21 protein-coding genes are annotated in these 21,374 nt (G+C 36.6%); all 21 read left to right on the top strand.

Annotated elements, in window-relative coordinates:
- The first annotated feature begins 12 nt into the window (after window positions 1-12).
- The 21 genes from nusA (at window position 13) to VBD025_RS12180 (ending at window position 21,270) form a co-directional block, all read left to right on the top strand.
- Window positions 13-1,119: a transcription termination factor NusA gene (gene nusA, locus VBD025_RS12280; protein ID WP_430791390.1), complete on the top strand. Its 1,107-nt coding sequence runs from the start codon at window positions 13-15 to the stop codon at window positions 1,117-1,119.
- Window positions 1,120-1,132: 13 nt separating this feature from the next.
- A complete protein-coding gene (gene rnpM, locus VBD025_RS12275) occupies window positions 1,133-1,414 on the top strand; it encodes an RNase P modulator RnpM (protein WP_430785867.1) in 282 nt (93 codons plus the stop codon).
- Window positions 1,404-1,715 (top strand): L7Ae/L30e/S12e/Gadd45 family ribosomal protein, encoded by a 312-nt coding sequence (locus tag VBD025_RS12270; protein ID WP_430785865.1) that lies wholly within the window; start codon window positions 1,404-1,406, stop codon window positions 1,713-1,715. Before rnpM ends, VBD025_RS12270 begins: the two co-directional genes overlap by 11 nt.
- A gap of 4 nt (window positions 1,716-1,719) precedes the next feature.
- Window positions 1,720-3,816 (top strand): translation initiation factor IF-2, encoded by a 2,097-nt coding sequence (infB, locus tag VBD025_RS12265; RefSeq protein ID WP_430785863.1) that lies wholly within the window; start codon window positions 1,720-1,722, stop codon window positions 3,814-3,816.
- The gene (locus VBD025_RS12260) at window positions 3,813-4,091 is read left to right on the top strand and encodes a DUF503 domain-containing protein (protein ID WP_430785861.1); all 279 of its coding nucleotides are present in this window, start codon (window positions 3,813-3,815) and stop codon (window positions 4,089-4,091) included. Before infB ends, VBD025_RS12260 begins: the two co-directional genes overlap by 4 nt.
- 64 nt (window positions 4,092-4,155) lie before the next feature.
- On the top strand, window positions 4,156-4,500 hold the full coding sequence (gene rbfA / locus VBD025_RS12255) for a 30S ribosome-binding factor RbfA (RefSeq protein ID WP_430785859.1): 345 nt from the start codon (window positions 4,156-4,158) through the stop codon (window positions 4,498-4,500).
- Between the two features lie 76 nt (window positions 4,501-4,576).
- Window positions 4,577-5,461 carry a tRNA pseudouridine(55) synthase TruB gene (gene truB, locus VBD025_RS12250; protein WP_430785857.1) on the top strand — a complete coding sequence of 295 codons (885 nt, stop codon included), beginning with the start codon at window positions 4,577-4,579 and terminating at the stop codon, window positions 5,459-5,461.
- Between the two features lie 88 nt (window positions 5,462-5,549).
- Complete coding sequence (locus VBD025_RS12245; protein WP_430785855.1) at window positions 5,550-6,497, top strand: bifunctional riboflavin kinase/FAD synthetase; 948 nt, start codon at window positions 5,550-5,552, stop codon at window positions 6,495-6,497.
- A 134-nt stretch (window positions 6,498-6,631) separates the two neighbouring features.
- Window positions 6,632-6,901 carry a 30S ribosomal protein S15 gene (gene rpsO, locus VBD025_RS12240; protein WP_430785853.1) on the top strand — a complete coding sequence of 90 codons (270 nt, stop codon included), beginning with the start codon at window positions 6,632-6,634 and terminating at the stop codon, window positions 6,899-6,901.
- A gap of 211 nt (window positions 6,902-7,112) precedes the next feature.
- Window positions 7,113-9,224, top strand: coding sequence for a polyribonucleotide nucleotidyltransferase (locus VBD025_RS12235; RefSeq protein ID WP_430785851.1), 2,112 nt, complete (start codon window positions 7,113-7,115; stop codon window positions 9,222-9,224).
- A 204-nt stretch (window positions 9,225-9,428) separates the two neighbouring features.
- Window positions 9,429-10,382, top strand: coding sequence for a polysaccharide deacetylase family protein (locus VBD025_RS12230; protein ID WP_430785849.1), 954 nt, complete (start codon window positions 9,429-9,431; stop codon window positions 10,380-10,382).
- 37 nt (window positions 10,383-10,419) lie between these two features.
- Window positions 10,420-11,643, top strand: a complete 1,224-nt coding sequence (locus tag VBD025_RS12225; protein ID WP_430785847.1) for a M16 family metallopeptidase — start codon at window positions 10,420-10,422, stop codon at window positions 11,641-11,643.
- A gap of 83 nt (window positions 11,644-11,726) precedes the next feature.
- A complete protein-coding gene (locus tag VBD025_RS12220) occupies window positions 11,727-11,960 on the top strand; it encodes a YlmC/YmxH family sporulation protein (RefSeq protein ID WP_430785845.1) in 234 nt (77 codons plus the stop codon).
- A 217-nt stretch (window positions 11,961-12,177) separates the two neighbouring features.
- A complete protein-coding gene (dpaA, locus tag VBD025_RS12215) occupies window positions 12,178-13,062 on the top strand; it encodes a dipicolinic acid synthetase subunit A (protein WP_430785843.1) in 885 nt (294 codons plus the stop codon).
- Entirely contained in the window at window positions 13,059-13,661 is a 603-nt protein-coding gene (gene dpaB, locus VBD025_RS12210; RefSeq protein WP_430785841.1) for a dipicolinate synthase subunit B, read from the top strand. The genes dpaA and dpaB overlap by 4 nt, the downstream gene beginning before the upstream one ends.
- Before the next feature lie 53 nt (window positions 13,662-13,714).
- Window positions 13,715-14,941, top strand: coding sequence for an aspartate kinase (gene dapG, locus VBD025_RS12205; RefSeq protein WP_430785839.1), 1,227 nt, complete (start codon window positions 13,715-13,717; stop codon window positions 14,939-14,941).
- 108 nt (window positions 14,942-15,049) lie between these two features.
- Window positions 15,050-15,778 carry a ClpP family protease gene (locus tag VBD025_RS12200; RefSeq protein WP_430785837.1) on the top strand — a complete coding sequence of 243 codons (729 nt, stop codon included), beginning with the start codon at window positions 15,050-15,052 and terminating at the stop codon, window positions 15,776-15,778.
- Entirely contained in the window at window positions 15,775-15,984 is a 210-nt protein-coding gene (locus VBD025_RS12195; protein WP_430785835.1) for a YlzJ-like family protein, read from the top strand. The genes VBD025_RS12200 and VBD025_RS12195 overlap by 4 nt, the downstream gene beginning before the upstream one ends.
- Before the next feature lie 161 nt (window positions 15,985-16,145).
- Entirely contained in the window at window positions 16,146-18,434 is a 2,289-nt protein-coding gene (locus tag VBD025_RS12190) for a DNA translocase FtsK (RefSeq protein WP_430785833.1), read from the top strand.
- A 904-nt stretch (window positions 18,435-19,338) separates the two neighbouring features.
- Window positions 19,339-20,064, top strand: a complete 726-nt coding sequence (locus VBD025_RS12185) for a GntR family transcriptional regulator (RefSeq protein WP_430785831.1) — start codon at window positions 19,339-19,341, stop codon at window positions 20,062-20,064.
- A gap of 96 nt (window positions 20,065-20,160) precedes the next feature.
- On the top strand, window positions 20,161-21,270 hold the full coding sequence (locus VBD025_RS12180; protein ID WP_430785829.1) for a BMP family lipoprotein: 1,110 nt from the start codon (window positions 20,161-20,163) through the stop codon (window positions 21,268-21,270).
- Window positions 21,271-21,374: the final 104 nt, after the last annotated feature.

Genomic DNA, 21,374 nt, shown 5'->3' with positions numbered 1-21,374 from the left:
GGGATAAGAATGGTGAAGAGTCAGTTGTTTGATGCGATTGATTATCTGGAAAAAGAAAAAGGGATAAATAAAGAGGTTTTATTAGAGGCACTAGAAGCCGCTCTAATCTCAGCATATAAGAAAAATTTTAAATCTGCATCAAATGTACGTGTCGATTTAGATGAAAGCGCAGGTACAATGCGCGTTTTTTCAAGAAAAACGGTTGTAGAAGAAGTGGAAGATATTCAGGAAGAAATCTCACTGGAAGAAGCAAAGCAAATAGATCCTAACTATGATCTTGAAGATGTTATTGAACTTGAAGTAACGCCAAAAGATTTCGGAAGAATTGCTGCGCAGGCAGCTAAACAAGTTGTTACGCAGCGTGTACGCGAAGCAGAGCGTGGCGTGATATTCAGTGAGTATGCTGATCGTGAAGAGGATGTAATGACTGGAATAATCCAGCGCTTGGATCCTAGATTTGTTTATGTGAATTTAGGTAAAATTGAGGCAAAGTTACCTGAGGCTGAACAAATGGCTGTGGAAGAATACCATGTTCATGACCGATTAAAGGTATTTGTTACAAAAGTGGAAAATACAAGTAAAGGACCACAAATCTATATCTCTAGATCACATCCTGGTTTATTAAAGCGATTATTTGAAATGGAAGTACCGGAAATTTACGATGGTACTGTTGAAATCAAGTCAGTGGCACGTGAAGCTGGAGATCGTTCCAAAATTTCCGTGCATGCAAGTGATCCAGAAGTTGATCCTGTAGGTTCTTGCGTGGGTCAACGTGGTCAGCGTGTGCAGGCTATTGTCAACGAACTTAAGGGAGAAAAAATTGATGTTGTAGAATGGTCAGAAGATCCTGTCGTTTACGTTTCAAATGCTCTTAGCCCTTCTAAAGTTGTAGACGTGCTTGTAAATGAAGAAGCGAAAGCAACAACAGTTATCGTTCCTGATTATCAGTTATCACTTGCGATAGGTAAACGTGGTCAAAATGCACGGCTTGCTGCAAAACTTACAGGATGGAAAATAGACATCAAAAGTGAATCCGAAGCTCTTGAAGAAGGCTTATTGAACAATTCTACTGATGAGAGCAACACTTATTCTGACGATGACGAAGAGCTGTTTGAATAAGGAGGATGCGAAAGTGGCGCAAACAAGAAAAGTACCTGAGCGAAAGTGTATAATATCGAATGAAATGAAACCAAAGAAAGAGTTAATCCGAGTTGTTCGCAATAAGGATGGCGAGGTTTTTGTGGATGAAACTGGAAAGAAAAATGGACGTGGCGCATACTTAACGAAAGACATTACAATTATTGAAAAAGCTGAGAAAACGAATGCGTTAAACCGCCACTTAAACACACAAGTTGACGCTTCCATTTTTGAAGAACTAAAGCAATTAATTTCAGGCAAGAAAAATGAAAAGTAATTACTTGAACTTAATTGGACTGGCTTATCGTGCAAGGAAATGTTCTTTGGGTGAAGAAGTAGTGAAGGATATCAAAAATCAACGAGCTAAACTTGTACTTTTAGCAAGCGATACTGGTCCACAAACCAGGAAAAAAATTACGGACAAATGTAAAACGTATAATGTATCTTTACGAATAGTTGATGACAGAGAGACATTGTCAAATGCTATTGGTAAATCGGAAAGAGTAGCTATTGCAATTTTAGATGCAGGTTTTGCCGCTAAGATAAAGTTGTTACTCGATAATTCTATTCGGGGGTGAACGTATGACTAAAATGCGTGTATATGAATATGCAAAAAAACATAATACAACAAGCAAAGATGTCATTCAGAAATTAAAGGAATTAAACGTAGAGGTGGCTAATCACATGTCTACTGTCTCAGATGATATAAAAGGGAAATTAGATGATAAGTTTCAACCTAATAAGGAAAAAACTAGTAAATCTACTACCAATAGCAATCAAGCTGAGAATAAAAATGATAAAAAGCAAGAAAATAGAAGTAAGCCTTCTAATAATCAATCAAATCGAAAAGGTAATCGTAATCAACCATACAAGCAACGTAACAGAAGAGGTAAACAATCAAAACCACTTTCAATTCCAGTGGATCCACCTAAAGAGATTAAATACAGTGAAACTTTAACTGTAAGTGATCTTGCTTCTAAATTGAACAAAAAAGAAACAGAAATTATTAAAAAGTTAATGGGTCTTGGCGTAATGGCTACGAAGAACCAGGATCTTGATGACGATACTGTTAAACTAATTTGTACTGACTATGGTGTAGCAGTTGAAAGAGAATTTGTATTGGATGACACTGATTTCGATAAATATTTAGAAGAAGATAATGAAAAAGATTTAATTGAACGCCCTGCTGTTGTTACGATAATGGGACATGTTGATCATGGTAAAACTACATTGTTGGACTCAATTCGTCACACCAAGGTAACGGAAGGTGAAGCTGGCGGAATTACACAGCACATTGGTGCCTATCAAGTGGAGAATAATGGTAAAAAGGTTACATTCCTCGACACACCTGGTCATGCGGCTTTTACTAGTATGCGTTCCAGAGGTGCACAAGTTACGGATATTGCAGTATTAGTTGTTGCAGCAGATGATGGTGTAATGCCACAAACAATTGAAGCAATTAACCATGCGAAAGCAGCGGAAGTTCCAATTATCATTGCTGTAAACAAAATGGATAAAGAAGGCGCTAATCCTGACCGCGTTATGCAGGAACTTACAGAGTATGAACTTGTTCCAGAGGATTGGGGCGGAGATACTATTTTCGTTCAACTTTCTGCTGTAAAACGTGAGGGTATCGATGATTTACTAGAAATGATACTACTTGTATCTGAGGTAGAGGAATTAAAAGCAAATCCAAATTCTAATGCTTTTGGTACTGTAATTGATGCACAACTGGATAAAGGCCGCGGTTCAGTAGCAACGTTACTTGTTCAGAATGGTACTTTACGCGTAGGTGATTCTATAGTGGTTGGTAATACATTTGGTCGAATTCGTGCTATGGTAAATGACCTTGGTAAACGGGTCAACGAAGCTGGACCATCTACCCCTGTAGAAGTAACGGGTCTGAGTGATGTTCCACAAGCTGGCGATCAATTTCTTGTATTCGATGATGAGAAAAAATCTCGTCAAATTGGTGAATCACGTCAACAAAAACATATTCAGGAAAACCGTGGTGAACAAACAAAAGTTAGCCTGGATGATTTATTTGAACAAATTAAACAAGGTCAAATGAAAGAAATTAACGTTATTCTTAAAGCAGATGTTCAAGGTTCTGTAGAAGCATTAGCTGGATCTCTACGAAAAATAGAAGTAGAAGGCGTTAAAATTAAAATCATTCATACTGGTGTCGGTGCAATTTCGGAATCTGATATAATTCTTGCATCAGCTTCTAACGCAATAGTTATCGGTTTTAACGTTCGACCAGATGCTAACGCTAAGAAAACTGCTGACTCTGAAAAAGTGGACGTACGCCTGCATCGCGTCATCTATAATGCGATTGAGGAAGTTGAATCCGCTATGAAAGGGATGCTTGATCCAGAATTCGAAGAGAAAATTGTTGGTCAGGCAGAAGTACGTGAAATCTTTAAGGTTTCTAAAATTGGTACGATTGCAGGTAGCTATGTAATCGAGGGCAAGATTACCCGTAATTCAGGGGTGCGAGTTATACGTGATGGTGTTGTTCAATTCGAAGGTGAACTTGATACACTAAAACGTTTTAAAGATGATGCAAAAGAAGTAGCTAAAGGATATGAATGTGGTATTACTGTTCAAAACTTCCATGATATTAAAGAAGGCGACGTAATTGAAGCGTATGTAATGCAAGAAATAGAACGCAAATGATTATAGCTGCTGAAGTGGAATGTATGCTGTATAACACACATTCTCTGAAGGATAAGCGTTCTGTATTAAAAAGAGTGATGAGTAAGCTGAGAAAAGATTTTAATATCGCTATTACTGAACTCGACTATCATGACTTGTGGCAACGGACGAAGTTGGGAATTGTTACAATTTCCACTAGTTATACACATGCAGAACAGATAATCCAGGAAGTATTTCGGGTAATCGATGAATATTCCGAAATGGAGCGTACCATATCACAGGTAGATCGAATATAATTATAGAAAAGGGACATTGACCGTAATAAGTTGGAAGATGCGTCCTATTTAAGAGGTGACTGTAATGAGTGAAGTGCGCGCAAATCGTATTGCAGAGCAAATGAAGAAGGAACTCGGTGAAATAATAGGAAGAAAAATTAAAGATCCTCGCATTGGTTTTGTTACCGTTACGGATGTTGAAGTTACTGGTGATTTGCAACAGTCAAAAGTATATATTTCTGTTTTAGGAGATGAAAAACAGAAACACGAGACGTTAGTTGGTTTAGCTAAAGCCAAAGGATTTATTCGTTCAGAAATTGGACAACGAATTCGATTGCGAAAAACGCCTGAGCTGATATTTGAATTTGACGAAGCTCTGGAGTACGGAAATCGCATTGAAGATATTTTACGTGATTTAAACAAAAAGTAATGATGAATAAAATTGATAATCTGGCACCTGCATTACGCAGGGTCAGATTTTTCATGTATAGTTGGAGGTAAATTCAATGAATGGCATATTACCATTGTGGAAGCCTAAAGGTTTGACTTCACATGATTGTGTAATTAAAATCCGAAAGTTATTTCAAACTAAAAAAGTAGGGCATACTGGAACACTGGACCCAGAAGTGGAAGGTGTACTGCCTATTTGTATTGGACAAGCAACAAAAATTGTTCCTTATTTAACAGATTCTACAAAGGTTTACATAGCAGAAATGAAACTTGGCAGTTCAACCGATACGGAAGATGCTCAAGGCAAAATATTGGAGAAGAAGGAAGTAGATCAACTACCTTCAAATAAAGAAATACATAATGTGCTGAAAAGATTCACCGGTCAAATAGAACAAGTACCACCTATGTACTCAGCTGTTAGAGTAAATGGCAAAAAATTATATGAATATGCACGAGCGAACGAATCAGTTGAACGACCAAAAAGAGAAGTTACCATTCATGATTTGCAGTTTATAGGTGTTAACCAAAACGCAATAAAACTTAAAATAACTTGTTCAAAGGGTACATATATACGTACTTTATGTGTTGATATAGGAAAAGAATTGGGTTATCCTGCCCACATGTCAGAGTTGGTTAGAATAGAAACAGGTACTTTCAAGGAAGAAAGTACGGTCACGTTTCAACAAATTGAAGATAAGGTAAAGCAAAATAAACAAAATGATCTTTTGCTGCCAATTATAAGTGGTTTATCTCATTTAGATACCTACTCGGTTGATGAGGAAACTTCCAAAAAAGTTCTTTTTGGTCAAAAATTTACCAAACCTATGATAAAATTAAAAACAAATCCATTTGTTATCTTGTACCAAGAGGAAATACTAGCGATCTATCAAGATCACCCTACTAAAGAGGATCAGATTAAACCAGTTCGAGTTTTTAATTAGCGCACGCTCTCAGAAAAACCTAGTTATTCTCAAGTAACGACTAAAAATGGTAATTTATTAAGTTGACAGAAAAGTGCAGGTGAAAAAAATGAGAACGATTGAACTAACATACCCACATTCATTAGTAACTGAAGACCTCCCAAAGACTGTTGCTGCAATTGGTTTCTTTGATGGAATACATAAAGGTCATCAAAAAGTAATTCATACAGCAGTATCGAAAGCTAAAGAACTAAAAACTGAAAGTGCTGTCATAACTTTTCATCCACACCCATCCGTGGTATTAAAGAAAGAAAAAGTGCATGTCCAATACATCACCCCATTGCGGGAAAAACAAGAAATTCTGCAGCAAATGAATGTTGATCGGTTGTACGTTATTACTTTTTCAAAAGAATTAGCATCCCTCGAACCTCAAGAATTTATTGATCATTTTATTATAGGTCTTAATATACAGCATCTAGTAGCAGGATTTGACTTTTCGTATGGTCATAAGGGTGAAGGAAATATGAAAATGATTCAGTCCCATACACGTAATGAATTTGATTATACAACAATTGATAAGGTAGAACTCGAAAATGAAAAGGTAAGTTCCACTAAAATTCGATCACTGTTAAAGGAAGGAAAAGTAGATAAAGTAAGCGAATATCTTGGAAGAAAATTGTCCGTTTCCGGTTTAGTAGTGGAGGGTGATAAGCGTGGACGTACGATTGGATATCCAACTGCAAACATGGATGTCGCATCAGAAGCATTGCTTCCGAAAATAGGTGTATATGCCGTAAAGGTATTATACAGAGGTGAAGAGTATGAAGCTATGGCAAACCTGGGAGTTAAACCAACTTTTAAAGATAATGAAACAAAGCCAACGCTCGAAGTAAATATATTGGACTACTCCAATGATCTGTATGGAGAAGAACTTCAAATTGAATGGTATGCATTTATTCGTGATGAAGTAAAATTCAATGGAGTGGAAGAACTTGTTGCTCAGATTCAAGAAGATGAAGAACAGATACGTAATTATTTTGTGAGCTTTTCCAACTAATTATTATGGAGTATCACTTGCAATTTTCACTAATTAGTTGTACGCTTAATAACGTAAAACCATTGCTTGGCAAAACGAAACTCCGACGTTTGCTAGGGAATTGGGGATATAAATAAAAACAGGAGGTGAACCTAATGGCTATCACAAAAGAACGTAAGAATGAAATCATTAATGAATATAAGGTTCATGAAAATGATACGGGATCTCCAGAAGTACAAATCGCTGTGCTTACTGCTGAAATCACTACATTAAATGATCATTTACGTACACACAAAAAAGATCATCATTCACGTCGTGGATTATTGAAAATGGTAGGTAAGCGTCGTAACTTACTAAACTATCTACGTAATAATGATGTAACTCGTTATCGCGAACTAATCAAAAGACTTGGTTTACGTCGATAATTTATTTAAAAAGCGGGAGAAATCCTGCTTTTTTTATATTCAATTATCTTTAGTTCCTAATGATAATAATGGAAATTTTTGGGTATATTAATCGTAAGTATACAGTCATTGATTTTATCCTGAAGGTTGTTCCCGCTTTTTATTATTTACATACGAACATTTTATCGATAAAATGTACTATAGTAGCTTTTTGAAAGGAGTACTCAAACTAATGGCAGAGAAAAAAATCTTCTCCACTGAAATTGCTGGCAAAAAATTCTCAGTTGAAATTGGAGAACTTGCAAAACAAGCAAATGGGGCATGCATGATTCAATACGGTGACACTTCCGTACTGACTGCAGCCACAGCATCAAAAAAACCTAAAGACTTGCCGTTTTTCCCATTAACGGTTAATTATCAGGAACGATTATATGCAGTTGGAAAAATTCCAGGTGGATTTATTAAACGGGAAGGCCGTCCGAGCGAAAAAGCTGTTCTGGCATCACGATTAATTGACCGTCCAATTAGACCTTTGTTCCCAGATGGATTCAGAAATGAAGTTCAGGTTATCAGTACTGTAATGAGTGTGGATCAGGACTGTTCATCAGAGATGGCAGCAATGATTGGATCATCTATTGCCTTGAGCATTTCAGATATTCCATTCAGTGGACCAATCGCAGGTGTTGTAATTGGACAAGTCGATGGAGAGTTCATTATAAATCCAACAATTGAACAACAGGAAAAAAGTGATATTGAGCTTACTGTTGCTGGAACAAAGGATGCCATTAATATGGTTGAAGCAGGTGCTGATGAAGTGACCGAGGAAGTTATGTTAGAAGCTATTATGTTTGGTCACGATGAAATAAAGCGACTTGTTGCATTCCAGGAAGAGATTGTGGAAGCTGTATTCAAAGAAAAATTTGAGATTTCGGTTTTTGAATTAGATCAGGATTTACTTGCTAAAATTGAAATGGAATCTAAAGATAAGCTTGTTTCAGCGATCCAGGTGCACGAAAAGCATGCTCGTGAAGTAGCAATTGAAGAAGTTAAAGCTGAAGTGCTGGAATCGTATGAAGAGGAAGAGGATAGTGTTATTAAACAAGTCAAATCTATCCTAGATAAAATGGTTAAAGATGAAGTGCGTCGTTTAATTACGAAAGAAAAGATTCGTCCTGATGGTCGTAAGCCAGATGAAATTCGTCCGTTAGCCACTCGAATTGGCGTACTTCCGAGAACACATGGTTCTGGTCTGTTCACACGTGGACAAACACAAGCACTAAGTGTATGTACATTAGGTGCCATGGGTGATGTCCAAATTCTTGACGGGTTAGATCTAGAAGAAACAAAACGTTTTATGCATCACTACAATTTTCCACAATTTAGTGTTGGTGAGACAGGTCCAATGCGTAGCCCGGGACGCCGTGAAATTGGTCATGGTGCTTTAGGTGAGCGTGCTCTTGAGAAAGTAATTCCAACAGAAACTGATTTCCCTTACACAATCAGACTAGTATCTGAAGTCTTGGAATCAAACGGATCTTCTTCTCAAGCAAGTATTTGTGCAAGTACCTTAGCAATGATGGATGCCGGTGTACCAATTAAAGCTCCAGTTGCTGGAATCGCTATGGGATTGATGAAATCCGGAGATGACTATACGATTTTAACAGATATCCAAGGTATGGAAGATGCCTTAGGAGATATGGACTTTAAAGTTGCTGGAACAAATAAAGGAATCACAGCACTACAAATGGATATTAAGGTTGAAGGTCTATCTAGAGAGATTTTAGAAGAAGCTTTAACACAGGCTAAACACGGAAGACAGCATATCTTATCGCATATGCTAGAAACTATTGAAGAGCCTAAGACGGAACTTTCAGAATATGCACCTAAGATTTTAACAATGTCTATAAAGCCTGATAAAATTCGTGATGTTATTGGACCAAGCGGTAAACAAATTAATAAAATCATTGAAGAAACAGGTGTTAAAATTGACATCGAACAGGACGGAAGTGTATTTATCTCTTCAACTGATTCATCGATGAACGAAAAAGCTAAGAAGATTATTGAAGATTTAGTACGTGAGGTGGAAATAGGTCAATTATACCTTGGTACAGTTAAACGTATTGAGAAATTTGGTGCGTTTGTAGAAATCTTCAAAGGAAAAGATGGACTAGTTCATATTTCCGAACTTGCTGAAGAACGCACAAACAAAGTGGAAGATGCGGTTTCAATTGGGGACGAAATTATGGTTAAGGTTAAAGAAGTAGACAACCAGGGAAGAGTTAATCTTTCCAGAAAAGCTGTACTTCTTGAAGAAAAAGAAAAAAACGAAAAATCAAGATCATAACAGATTGAATAAAAAATCAAGAGACTGGTTAGCCAGTTTCTTTTTTTATGCGTAAAAAGTAAAGAACGAATGCTAATACAATAGAGTACATCGGCCATCGATATTCCTGACAACCAAGTTGATTTGTGCAGAAACAAGTACCTTCACTTTTTTTATTCATATCTTGTCCTTTTTTTCATATATTGAAAAGAGAGGGGGATGAATATGTATAGGTGGGTTATACAAGCTGCTGTTTTTTTCTTTTTAATAGTTATTTCATTTAATCAATTCTTTATTTCCAATGAATCGAGTACAATTACTACATTCAATAATTTACAGTACGCGATGAAAACAAAAGACCCATTGTACAGTGAAATCAAAGTAAAAAGCTCTGCATATAAAATTCCGCCCCAAAATGCAGTGATTGACAAGGTTTGGAAAAAAATACCTGGATTAAATGGTCGGGTTGTGAACGTTGATCAGTCATATAAAAAAATGAAGGAAACTGGCTTATTTAATGAAAAATTACTTGTTTTTGATGAGGTTAAACCATCCGTTTCAATAGGAGACTTACCTCCTGCTCCTATATATCGTGGCAATCCAGAGAAAAAAATGGCTGCACTGATGATTAATGTATCATGGGGAACAGAGCATATACCTGCCATATTAAAGATTCTTAAACAGCACCATGTTAAAGCAACGTTTTTTCTGGAAGGAAAGTGGGCTAAAAATAATGCTAAGTATGCTCAGATGATAGAAGAAGAAGGTCATCTGATAGGTAACCATGCATATAACCATCCTGATATGTCACGCATTTCTGAACAGGAAATCAAAAATCAAATTCAGAACACATCAAATACTATACAGGCGGTTACGGGGAAATCACCTGCTTTGTTCGCCCCGCCCAGTGGCAGCTTTACAGATCAAGTTGTCAAAGTCGCCGCTGATCAAAATATGCAAACGATTTTATGGAGTGTAGATACCATTGATTGGAAGAATCCTTCTGTATCTGTTATGATAAACCGAGTAAAGTCTAAACTTCATCCCGGTGCAACAATATTAATGCATCCAACTGAAGCTGTAGTTCGTGGGCTAAGTGACATGATTAAAGTAATTAAAGAAAATGATTATCACATTGGTACAGTTGAAAAATTGCTTTCAGAAAATCGCTTAGATTGAAAGAATACAACTGCACTACTAATAGGAGGAAACATCAGTGATTGAACAGCATATATGCAAAAATGGATTAAGAATTGTACAGGAAAAAGTTCCTGCAGTTAGATCAGTAACAATTGGAGTTTGGGTGTTAACAGGTTCCCGTAATGAAACAGACAAAAATAATGGGATATCTCATTTTCTTGAACATATGTTTTTTAAGGGTACTACTAATCGTTCAGCTAAAGACATTGCAGAGGCATTTGATGCGATTGGCGGACAGGTTAATGCATTCACTTCGAAAGAGTATACATGTTTTTATGCAAAAGTACTAGACAATCATAAAGAATACGCGTTAGAAATACTATCCGATATGTTCTTTAATTCATCTTTTGATGAAGAGGAAATGGAACGAGAGAAAAAAGTTGTACTGGAAGAAATTAAAATGTACGAAGACACTCCGGATGATATCGTACACGATTTATTATCTCATGCTACGTATGGCAACCATCCACTGGGATACCCGATATTAGGAACTGAGAGTCAATTGAAATCATTTAAACCAGAAACATTAAGAGGTTACATTTCCGAGCAGTATACACCAGACAATGTTGTAGTTTCTGTTGCTGGTAACGTAGACGAATCGTTTATCAATAAAGTCGAGTCCCACTTTGGTGACTATGAATCAAATGTAGAACATCAACCGTTGATAAAACCCGCATTTCATGCCAATCACCTGGCACGCAATAAAGAGACAGAACAAGCACATTTATGTTTAGGTTATGATGGTTTGGCTATTGGTGATGACCTTACTTACAGTTTAATAATAATGAATAATGTGCTAGGTGGAAGTATGAGCTCCAGATTATTTCAGGATGTTCGAGAACAAAAAGGATTGGCATATGCTGTATTTTCATACCACTCTTCATTCTTAGATAATGGCTTATTAACCATATATGCAGGAACGGGTAAAGAGCAGCTTCCATTATTGCAAGATACGATTGCAAGTTCGGTAAATGAACTTATTTTAAACGGACTTACAGATAAAGAATTAAAAAATAGTAAAGAACAGCTAAAAGGTAATTTAATGCTTAGCCTAGAGAGTACTAACAGTCGAATGAGCAGGAATGGAAGAAATGAATTGCTTCTAAAACGTCATCGTACCATGGATGATATGATTAAAGAGATTGATGCGGTTGACCATAGTACTGTTCAAAAGGTAATTGAGACTATTTTCAAATCCGAACCATCCAGTGCCTTAATTGCACCAAAACAAGAACAATAATTACCGACTAACCTTTGTCATCTGACATAGGTTAGTTTTTTTTACATATATTTATAATACGTAAACTAAATGAGGTGAGTAAAATGCGTTACAAAGATATTAGTGGAAAAGAAATTGTCAATGTAAGCCAAGGTTCAAGGTTAGGTGTACTCGGTGCAACTGATCTTGAGATTGATGAAAGAACGGGTCAAATTAGAGCATTTATTATCCCGAACTATAAATGGTTTGGGCTGAAAAAGGAGGGTGCTGAAACAAAAATACATTGGAATGCGATTAAAAAAATTGGAGAAGATATGATAATGGTTGAAACAGAATAAATCACTATTAATAATAATGAAATCAATGCAGGTTAGTATGTATACATACTAACCTTTTTGTTTGCTTATTAATAAAATACATTTAGTGGAGCGAAAATCATTATCGAGATGCATGTAGCAAATTTTATAATTTTACTCACTTACCTTCCTGATACACATAAGCTATAAGGAAATGCTCAAAAAATAGAATTTTTACAGCAAGGAGTGCATTACACATATGGGTTATTTAATAGCTGTAATAGGCGGAGATGCCAGGTATATAGAATTAATACGGCAGTTACAACATTTGAACGACACCACTATTTGCCTTATTGGATTTGATAATTTAAACCAAGGTTTTACAGGATTAAAGCAACTGGAATTTTCAGAATTAGAACCAGAGAAATTAGATATGGTTATTCTTCCTGTTACAGGAACAGATAAAAATGGGGTGATTGAACCTGTTTTTTCAGATCAATCGATTCGGTTAACAAAAGAATGGGTTAATCGATTAAAGCCAACGTCCTCTATATTCACAGGAATTTCAAATGAATACCTTACGACTATAACATCCGAAGCTGACAGACGGCTGGTTAAACTTTTTGACAGAGATGACATTGCAGTTTATAACTCTATTCCAACTGCTGAGGGAACAATAATGATGGCTATTGAACACACCGACTTTACGATACATTCATCAAATGTCCTCGTTGTAGGTTATGGTCGAGTTGGAAAAACGGTTGCCAATAAATTTTCTGCTCTCGGTGCGAAAGTATCCGTTTGTGCCAGAAAGACAGAAGATCTGGCAAGAATAACTGAGATGGGATTTCACGCAGTTCCTTTTAATCAATTATCTCAAAACACAGATAAGTGCGATATATTAATTAATACAATTCCTGCTCGAGTAATTACAAAAGAATTGATTCAATATTTACCCTCACATGGTTTAATTATTGATTTAGCATCGAAGCCAGGTGGAACAGACTTTGATTACGCGAAGCAACGCGGAATTGAAGCCATACTTGCTAAAAGTTTACCAAGTATAGTAGCTCCTAAAACAGCAGGCAGGATTTTAGCAGATGTGATTAAACAATTTATTACAAGTAAGGAGGAAACAGAATGACGTTAGAAGGTAAGCGAATTGGTTTTGGAGTTACTGGTTCTCATTGCACGTATGATGAAGTTTTCCCGCAAATTGAAAGACTAATGAAAGAAAAGGCAATAGTTGTACCAATTGTAACCTATACTGTTCGAAATACAGACACGAAGTTTGGAAAGGCAGAAGACCATATTGAAAAAATTGAGGCCCTCACAGGTAAGACAGTAATTTCAACCATGCCAGGTGCCGAACCTCTAGGTCCAAAAGAACCACTGGACTGTATGGTTATTGCACCGTTAACAGGAAATTCGATGAGTAAATTAGCAAACGCCTTAACAGATTCGCCGGTATTAATGGCTGCTAAGGCAACGATGCGAAATCGAAAACCAGTTGTATTGGGGATTTCTACAAATGATGCCTTAGGACTAAACGGTATTAATTTAATGCGACTGATGTCCAGTAAATACATGTATTTCATTCCTTACGGGCAGGATGATCCTTATAAAAAACCAAACTCACTTGTATCCCATATGGATCTCCTAGTGGATACGGTTAAAGCTGCACTTTTATTTGAACAGATTCAGCCTGTCATTATGCCTTATAAAAATAACGGAATTGAATAAATGACACTTTTGTATATAGCAAAGATATCTGGTTGTAATTTAGAGGTGATATTGTGAGAGTATTAGTTCAAAAATATGGGGGAACCTCTTTGCAATCTGCGGAAAGTATTTCAAGAGTTACCTCTCATATTAAAAAGGCGATGGAAAAAAGTTACAAGCTGATCGTAGTTGTCTCCGCTATGGGACGAATGCCTGATCCTTATGCAACAGATACTTTATTAGGTCTAATTGATAGAACTGTTCCGCTTCATTCTAATCGAGAAACAGATTTATTAGTATCATGTGGGGAAACAATAGCGAGCGTGGTTTTATCTAATCAATTACAAAAAAACGGCGTTTTATCTGTTGCCCTAACTGGAGCACAAGCAGGGATAACTACCACATCCGAATTTACACAGGCAAAAATTAGGAGTATTAATACGGCACGAATTCGGAAAGAAATGGAAAAGTACGATGTAGTGGTAGTCGCTGGTTTTCAGGGACAGTCACTAACGGGAGAAGTGACTACAATAGGTAGAGGTGGCAGCGATACTACCGCTGCTGCTCTAGGTGTAGCACTAGACGCCGAAAAAATTGAAATTTTTACGGACGTAAATGGCATAATGACTGCAGACCCTCGTATAGTAAAAACGGCCAGAAAGCTAAAATCAGTTACTTATATGGAGATCTGTAATTTGGCTTATCAAGGTGCTAAAGTTATTCACCCTAGAGCTGTGGAACTTGTAATGCAAGCTAATATTCCATTACACATTCGATCAACTTACACAAACGACGAAGGTACGATTGTAACAAACGAAAGTATAAAAGATATACCTGATCAATTAATTACTGGAATTGCTCATATGTCTTGTTTGACACAGATAAAAATTAAAAATAGAGAAGAAATGCATCGTCTTCATTCTGAAGTATTTAAAGTACTTGCAGATGAAGGAATTTCAGTGGACTTTATAAATATATCGCCAACTGGATTACTGTTCACTATTCCAAACATCTATACTAAAACAGCTATAGAACAAATTAATAATCTGGGATTTCATCCGCATGTAGTTGAGAATTGTGCTAAAGTTTCAGTGGTTGGAGGAGGTATGAATGGCGTTCCTGGCATTGCTTCAAAAATAGTTCAGGCACTTACAAATGAAGGCATACAAATATTACAGTCAGCGGATAGTTATACAACAATTTGGGTGTTAATTCACGATAAAGATGTTGAACGCGCAGTTAATGCATTACACGATTCATTTCAATTGAGCACGTTAATTGAATCGGTGAAAAAAGTATAAATATTTAAAATATGAACTACCAGCAAATTGTTGGTAGTTTTTCTAATAGGAAGAGCTTCACTTGTTCATACTATAATCAGCAGGATAAATTAAGAGGAGTGAAGTTAAGTGAACAAACATACATCGTCGGAAAAAGAAAATGAACAAGAGCAGGAAAATAAGTCATCGTTAGTAGATAAAATACAGCAGTTAGGGCAATCCAATGTTCCACAAGCTCCTGACTCGAATATACACGTCCTAACGATTATTGGACAGATTGAAGGACATATTCAGCTACCACCACAAAACAAGACTACTAAATACGAGCATCTGATTCCACAATTAATTGCAATTGAACAAAACCCAAAAATCGAAGGAGTAATCATTTTACTTAATACAGTAGGAGGAGATGTAGAAGCTGGACTTGCTTTGTCTGAAATGATCGCATCCATTTCCAAACCTACTGTGTCCATCGTACTTGGAGGTGGCCATTCTATCGGTGTCCCAATAGCGGTTTCGACAAACTATTCATATATCGTTCCAACTGCAACCATGATTATTCACCCTATCCGGTTAACTGGTCTTGTAATTGGTGTTCCGCAAACATTTGAATATTTGGACAAAATGCAAGATCGAGTAATCAATTTTGTGATGGACCATTCTAAAATAAAAGAAGAAAAATTTAAAGAACTAATGTTTGCTAGAGGGAATTTAACACGTGATATTGGTTCAAACGTCGTAGGAGCAGATGCTGTTTCTTATGGTCTTATTGATGGAATTGGTGGAGTGAAAGAAGCTATGTCAAAAGTAAGTGAATTAATCAGTCAATCGAAAACGAAAGAGGATGTAACAGTATGATCTTATATACACCGTTAAGTGAAGCAGACATCTTTCCTAGTCAAAATGACAATAGCCAAAGAAGTGTAATCATTCATCAAAATAGATCTGTGTATGTTGAAAAAAATGAAGAAGGAAATTATCAAGTGGTTCAATTATTATCAACTGATCCTGAAGACTTTATGAACGCCCAATATCAACCAGGTTCAATTCTACCAACACACTAATTTAGTTGAGATTCCATTCCATAAATATGATATAATAGACCATAGATATTGGAAACAATTGTTAAGCCCTTGTCAATATATTGTGACAGGGGTTTCATTTTCCATGGAATGAGTATGACATGTATGATACATGAAGTTTAAGTGTGTTTGGAGTGAGTAAAGTGGCGAAAAAAAGGAAAAGAAAGAAAAAGAGTCAACTAAAAAAACAAGTGAAATTTGAATTATTGGGACTGCTTTTTATATTTATTGCGATTTTTGGAAGTGGAGCAAGTATGATTAGCGATGGAGCGATTCCAAGTATATTGGAAAACATTTTTCAATTCTTTTTTGGAATCTGGTACTTTATTGCTTCTTTGTTGTTGCTTATAACTGGCCTATTTTTAATTATTAAGCGAAAGTATCCAGATTTCACCCATAAAAAAATGATTGGATTTTATATAATATACGGTGGGATTTTACTTTTAACCCATATTCAATCATTTGAAATGCTACTGTTTCAATATGAAGATACTTCTATCATAAAGGCAACCTGGAGTCGTTTTTTCACATACGTAAATGGTCCTGGTGAATTAGCACAAACTGGTGGAGGCATGATTGGAGCATTGCTTTTCTCATTTTGTTACTATCTATTTTCTTCGATAGGAGCAAAAATCGCAGCTGTTTTTTCGATGATTATCGGTATCATATTTTTAACTGAGTTTTCGTTAGGTGATTTTACCGCTAAATTTTGGTCAAAGGGTAAAGCGTTGACTGGTAAACGAATTACTAGTATGAAAGAAAAGAAGAAAATTAAAAAAGAAGTGGATGATGAGGCAGAAATAAAAAATAAAAGTCTACAGCCTATTGATCCTGAACCAAGCGAACCGGTTATTCAGGACTTTACTGATGTTGCCTACTCGTTTAATGAACCTAAAAATTCCGAACCCAAAAAAGTGGAAAAAGATAAGAACGTAAACGAAGTTGAAACTGAAACTGAATCAGAACTTAGGAGCTCTATGCCAATGACTGAGCCTGAAAATCATGAATATATACTACCACCGCTTAGTTTACTTGCTGAGCCTACCCATAACTCGCAGCAGCATGAGAAATCTCATATCCAAGCAACTGTGAAAAAATTGGAACGTACATTTACTAGCTTTGGAGTTAAAGCGAAGATAACAAAAGTTCACGTTGGACCCGCAGTTACAAAATACGAAGTTTATCCTGAAGCGGGAGTTAAAGTAAGTAAAATTGTAGGGTTGCATGACGATCTTGCCCTGGCATTAGCTGCAAAAGATATTCGGATCGAGGCCCCAATTCCAGGGAAATCTGCAGTTGGCATCGAAGTACCTAATACAGAAGTCGCTATGGTTTCGTTGCGTGAAGTACTAGATAGCACGTTAACAAAACCTTCAAAACTACTATTTGGTTTAGGGCGGGATATTTCAGGTGATTCCGTAGTTGCAGAATTAAACAAAATGCCACATCTTCTAATAGCTGGAGCTACTGGAAGTGGTAAGAGTGTATGTGTGAATGGAATTATTACTACAATTCTCATGCGTGCAAAACCACATGAAGTTAAAATGATGATGATCGATCCGAAGAAAGTTGAATTAAATGTATACAATGGAATTCCTCATCTATTGGCTCCGGTAGTAACAGATCCAAAAAAAGCGTCGAGAGCATTGAAAAAAGTTGTTTCAGAAATGGATCGACGATACGAGCTGTTTTCGGACACTGGTACTCGAAATATCGAGGGGTATAACGAATATATTCGAAAATATAACCAAGGTATTGAAGAAGAAGAGAAACAGCCAAATCTGCCTTATATTGTAGTCCTTGTAGATGAATTAGCAGATTTAATGATGGTTGCTTCAAGCGACGTGGAAGATGCTATTACTAGATTAGCACAAATGGCACGAGCTGCTGGAATCCATCTTATAATTGCCACGCAGCGTCCGTCAGTTGATGTAATTACTGGGGTTATTAAAGCTAATATACCTTCCAGAATTGCGTTTAGTGTTTCTTCACAAACAGATTCAAGAACAATATTAGATTCGGGCGGTGCTGAGAAATTACTGGGTCGTGGCGATATGCTATTTATGCCAACTGGTTCTTCAAAACCTACTCGTGTTCAAGGGGCTTTCTTATCTGACGAAGAGGTCGAACGTATTGTAGATCACTGTATTGAACAACAGAAAGCTACCTATCAGGAGGAAATGATTCCTGAGGAAACGAGTGAACTCAAATCTGAAGTAGATGATGATTTGTTCGACGATGCGGTCCAATTAATAGTGGAAATGCAAACGGCTAGTGTATCGATGCTACAGCGAAGATTCAGAATTGGATATACTAGGGCTGCACGCTTAATCGATGCGATGGAAGATAGAGGTATAGTAGGTCCTTATGAAGGAAGTAAGCCAAGGTCAGTACTAGTTTCTCAGCAATCTAGTGAAGAGAAACTTTCTTAAATAAATCAATCGGACAGTACATTTAGTTGTACTGTCCGATTTTATTATGAATTAAGGAATGGTTTGAGTATTTTATTATTACTAACTGACTCAACTTCCGCAGATTCAAAAAAGACATCTCTATACTGCGAATTAACTTCAAATTATATTCGGTGCTCTACGCTTGCTTGGCCACTGAAAAAGGGTTGGATTTGGTATGAAATAGGTGGATCTACAACCGTATATTCGAAGATGCTTAGTTACGGTGGAATAATTAAAATTTATAATCCACCACTTTTTCGGTGGCCAAAATAAAAATATCTACAGGGCATTTAGATTCCTGATGTTCCCGCATAAACACCGCCCTTCGCTCACCTGTACTGGTAAAACTGTTTACGTCTTTGTTTCTTCTGTAAACAATTGCATTCTGAAAGAGATATAGCTATCGAATGTGGATCTTATAAAACCGTGACATCAATCTCTAATCTAGAGATTGGAGCGGATGGCAGTCGACTCCTGCGGGAGGAAAGGCATAGGTGAGACCCCGGAGTGCAAAGCACGAGGAGGCTCACCAGCCGCCCTAAGGTGCGCGACTGCCATCAGCGAAAATCTCGATGCTGTCAAATCACAGCATTCCCAAAGTGGTAAGTTGTTTCGCAGTTTTCATCTAATATGAATTAGTTGTAATTCGTATTGATTATAATATTTCAAGTGTGATAGATTGCTGAATTCAATATGCTTATTTATGCACGAAAGTTGAGTAATTGATAGAAAATGAAGAAAAATAGTAAATTTTTTTGAGAAATTTGACCTATAATGTTTATTTATTATTTGAAAAGTGTTATATTTATTTCGGACAAAAGAGTCACACGTCAGATGTCAGATCTCTTTTAATAAAGTAAAGATCGTATCACAGGGGGTCAATATGTCGATTAAATCTGATTCACGTCACTTATACTTACGAGTAATTGAAGAAATAAAACGTGATATTCAAAAAGAAAAGTATAAAGAAAAAGAAAAGCTCCCTTCAGAATTTCAATTGTCCAAACAACTTGGTGTTTCGCGTGCCACTTTACGTGAAGCTTTACGCATATTGGAAGAAGAAAATGTAGTTACCCGCAAGCATGGGGTCGGAACATTTGTAAATCCAAAGCCGATTTTTTCTTCTGGTATTGAGCAATTGAACAGTGTCACATCTATGATTGTTAATTCGGGTCGAAATCCTGGATCACAGTATTTATCGACTGAATTGCTGGAACCGATGGAAGATGATCGATTAAGATTTTCTCCACAAGAAATACATACACTTGCACAAATTGAACGAGTACGAACAGCCGATAATGAACCTGTTGTTTTTTGTATTGATAAAATTCCTGAGGGTATAATACCACTGGACAGTGTACATGAAGTCGATTCAATTTTTAAATTGATTGAAGAGCATTCACATAAACGTATTGCGTATGCGGTTACACATATAGAACCAATTGGATATCATGACCGAATTTACGAGATACTAAAATGTGACCCTGAACAATCATTATTACTTTTAAAACAAATGCATTATACGGAAGAGGATGAACCTGTGCTGTATTCAGCTAATTATTTTCGTTCAGATGTATTTAGCTTTCATGTTCTGAGGAAGCGGATGTAAGGGTTTTCATACGCATTTGAGGAGGTGGTTTTCCGCAACGGAACGTATTTCTTTATTCATAGTCATAATTAACTACTAAAAATGGGGGTATTTAGATTGAAAAATCGTAAATTTTTATTATTATTTGCAATGTTACTAACTCTTGGAGTGATTTTAGCTGCATGTGGTGGAGGATCTGATGATAATTCTTCAGACTCTGAAAAAGATTCTGAAGGTGCAAAATCAGAAGGATCAGGAGATTATAAAGTAGGTATGGTTACTGACGTTGGTGGGGTAGATGATAAATCATTTAACCAATCAGCATGGGAAGGCTTACAAGCTTGGGGAGAAGAACACGGATTTAAAGAAGGTACAAACTTTGACTACATTCAGTCAAATGAAGATGCTGACTATATGCCTAACATAACTCGTCTAGTACGTGAAGATTATAACTTAATCTATGGTATCGGATATAAATTAACAGATGCAATCAACAAGTCTGCTAAACAGTATCCTAAAATAAACTTTGCAATTGTTGACGCAGTGGTAGAACAGCCGAATGTTGCAAGCATTACATTTAAAGAACATCAAGGATCATTCTTGGTAGGCGTTGCTGCTGCTAAGAAAACGAAAACGAATAAAATTGGTTTCGTAGGTGGAACTGATTCAGAGTTAATAAACAAATTCGAGTCTGGATATATTGCTGGAGCAAAATCAGTAAATCCTGACATCGAAGTTGAAGTACAGTATGCTGGTGCATTTGACGCTCCTGATGATGGAAAATTAATTGCTTCAAGCATGTACAATGACGGAATCGACATTATCTATCATGCTTCTGGTGCAACTGGTAATGGTGTATTTGCTCAAGCAAAAGACATAAAACAAAATAACCCGGATAAAGAAATTTGGGTAATTGGTGTTGACCGTGATCAATACGATGAAGGTCAAATTGGTGACAGTAACGTAACACTAACTTCCATGGTTAAACGTGTTGATATAGCTGTACAGGACGTAGCTAACCAAGCGATGAACGACAAATTTCCAGGTGGAGAAGTTCTTGCTTACGGTTTAGAAGACAATGCTGTCTCTGTTGCCAAAACAAACGAAGAGGCACTTACCGACGAAATCGTTTCCGCTATTGAAGAATGGAAAGAAAAAATCGTCAGCGGTGAAATAGAAGTTCCAAAAACACGTGAAGAAACTGAGGCGTTTGTGGACGCGCTATAAATAATGATTAAGGCTGGGTCTTCCAGCCTTTTCATTCTTTTTAACAAAAAAATCAATTTGAAAATCCTCAAATGAAGAGGAGAATATTCCGGCCCTTTTCATTT

It is taken from the genome of Virgibacillus flavescens, from assembly GCF_050574275.1.
Lineage (GTDB): Bacteria > Bacillota > Bacilli > Bacillales > Amphibacillaceae > Virgibacillus_F > Virgibacillus_F flavescens.
The sequence above is the reverse complement of the archived record's forward strand: the minus strand, read 5'-3'. Positions and strand labels throughout refer to the sequence as shown.

Coding starts and splice junctions, on each gene's coding strand:
- truB (WP_430785857.1), top strand. CDS start 4,577: ATGAATGGCATATTACCATTGTGGAAGCCTAAAGGTTTGACTTCACAT.
- rpsO (WP_430785853.1), top strand. CDS start 6,632: ATGGCTATCACAAAAGAACGTAAGAATGAAATCATTAATGAATATAAG.
- VBD025_RS12220 (WP_430785845.1), top strand. CDS start 11,727: ATGCGTTACAAAGATATTAGTGGAAAAGAAATTGTCAATGTAAGCCAA.
- VBD025_RS12230 (WP_430785849.1), top strand. CDS start 9,429: ATGTATAGGTGGGTTATACAAGCTGCTGTTTTTTTCTTTTTAATAGTT.
- VBD025_RS12245 (WP_430785855.1), top strand. CDS start 5,550: ATGAGAACGATTGAACTAACATACCCACATTCATTAGTAACTGAAGAC.
- dpaA (WP_430785843.1), top strand. CDS start 12,178: ATGGGTTATTTAATAGCTGTAATAGGCGGAGATGCCAGGTATATAGAA.
- rbfA (WP_430785859.1), top strand. CDS start 4,156: ATGAGTGAAGTGCGCGCAAATCGTATTGCAGAGCAAATGAAGAAGGAA.
- VBD025_RS12270 (WP_430785865.1), top strand. CDS start 1,404: ATGAAAAGTAATTACTTGAACTTAATTGGACTGGCTTATCGTGCAAGG.
- VBD025_RS12195 (WP_430785835.1), top strand. CDS start 15,775: ATGATCTTATATACACCGTTAAGTGAAGCAGACATCTTTCCTAGTCAA.
- VBD025_RS12260 (WP_430785861.1), top strand. CDS start 3,813: ATGATTATAGCTGCTGAAGTGGAATGTATGCTGTATAACACACATTCT.
- VBD025_RS12235 (WP_430785851.1), top strand. CDS start 7,113: ATGGCAGAGAAAAAAATCTTCTCCACTGAAATTGCTGGCAAAAAATTC.
- infB (WP_430785863.1), top strand. CDS start 1,720: ATGACTAAAATGCGTGTATATGAATATGCAAAAAAACATAATACAACA.
- dpaB (WP_430785841.1), top strand. CDS start 13,059: ATGACGTTAGAAGGTAAGCGAATTGGTTTTGGAGTTACTGGTTCTCAT.
- VBD025_RS12185 (WP_430785831.1), top strand. CDS start 19,339: ATGTCGATTAAATCTGATTCACGTCACTTATACTTACGAGTAATTGAA.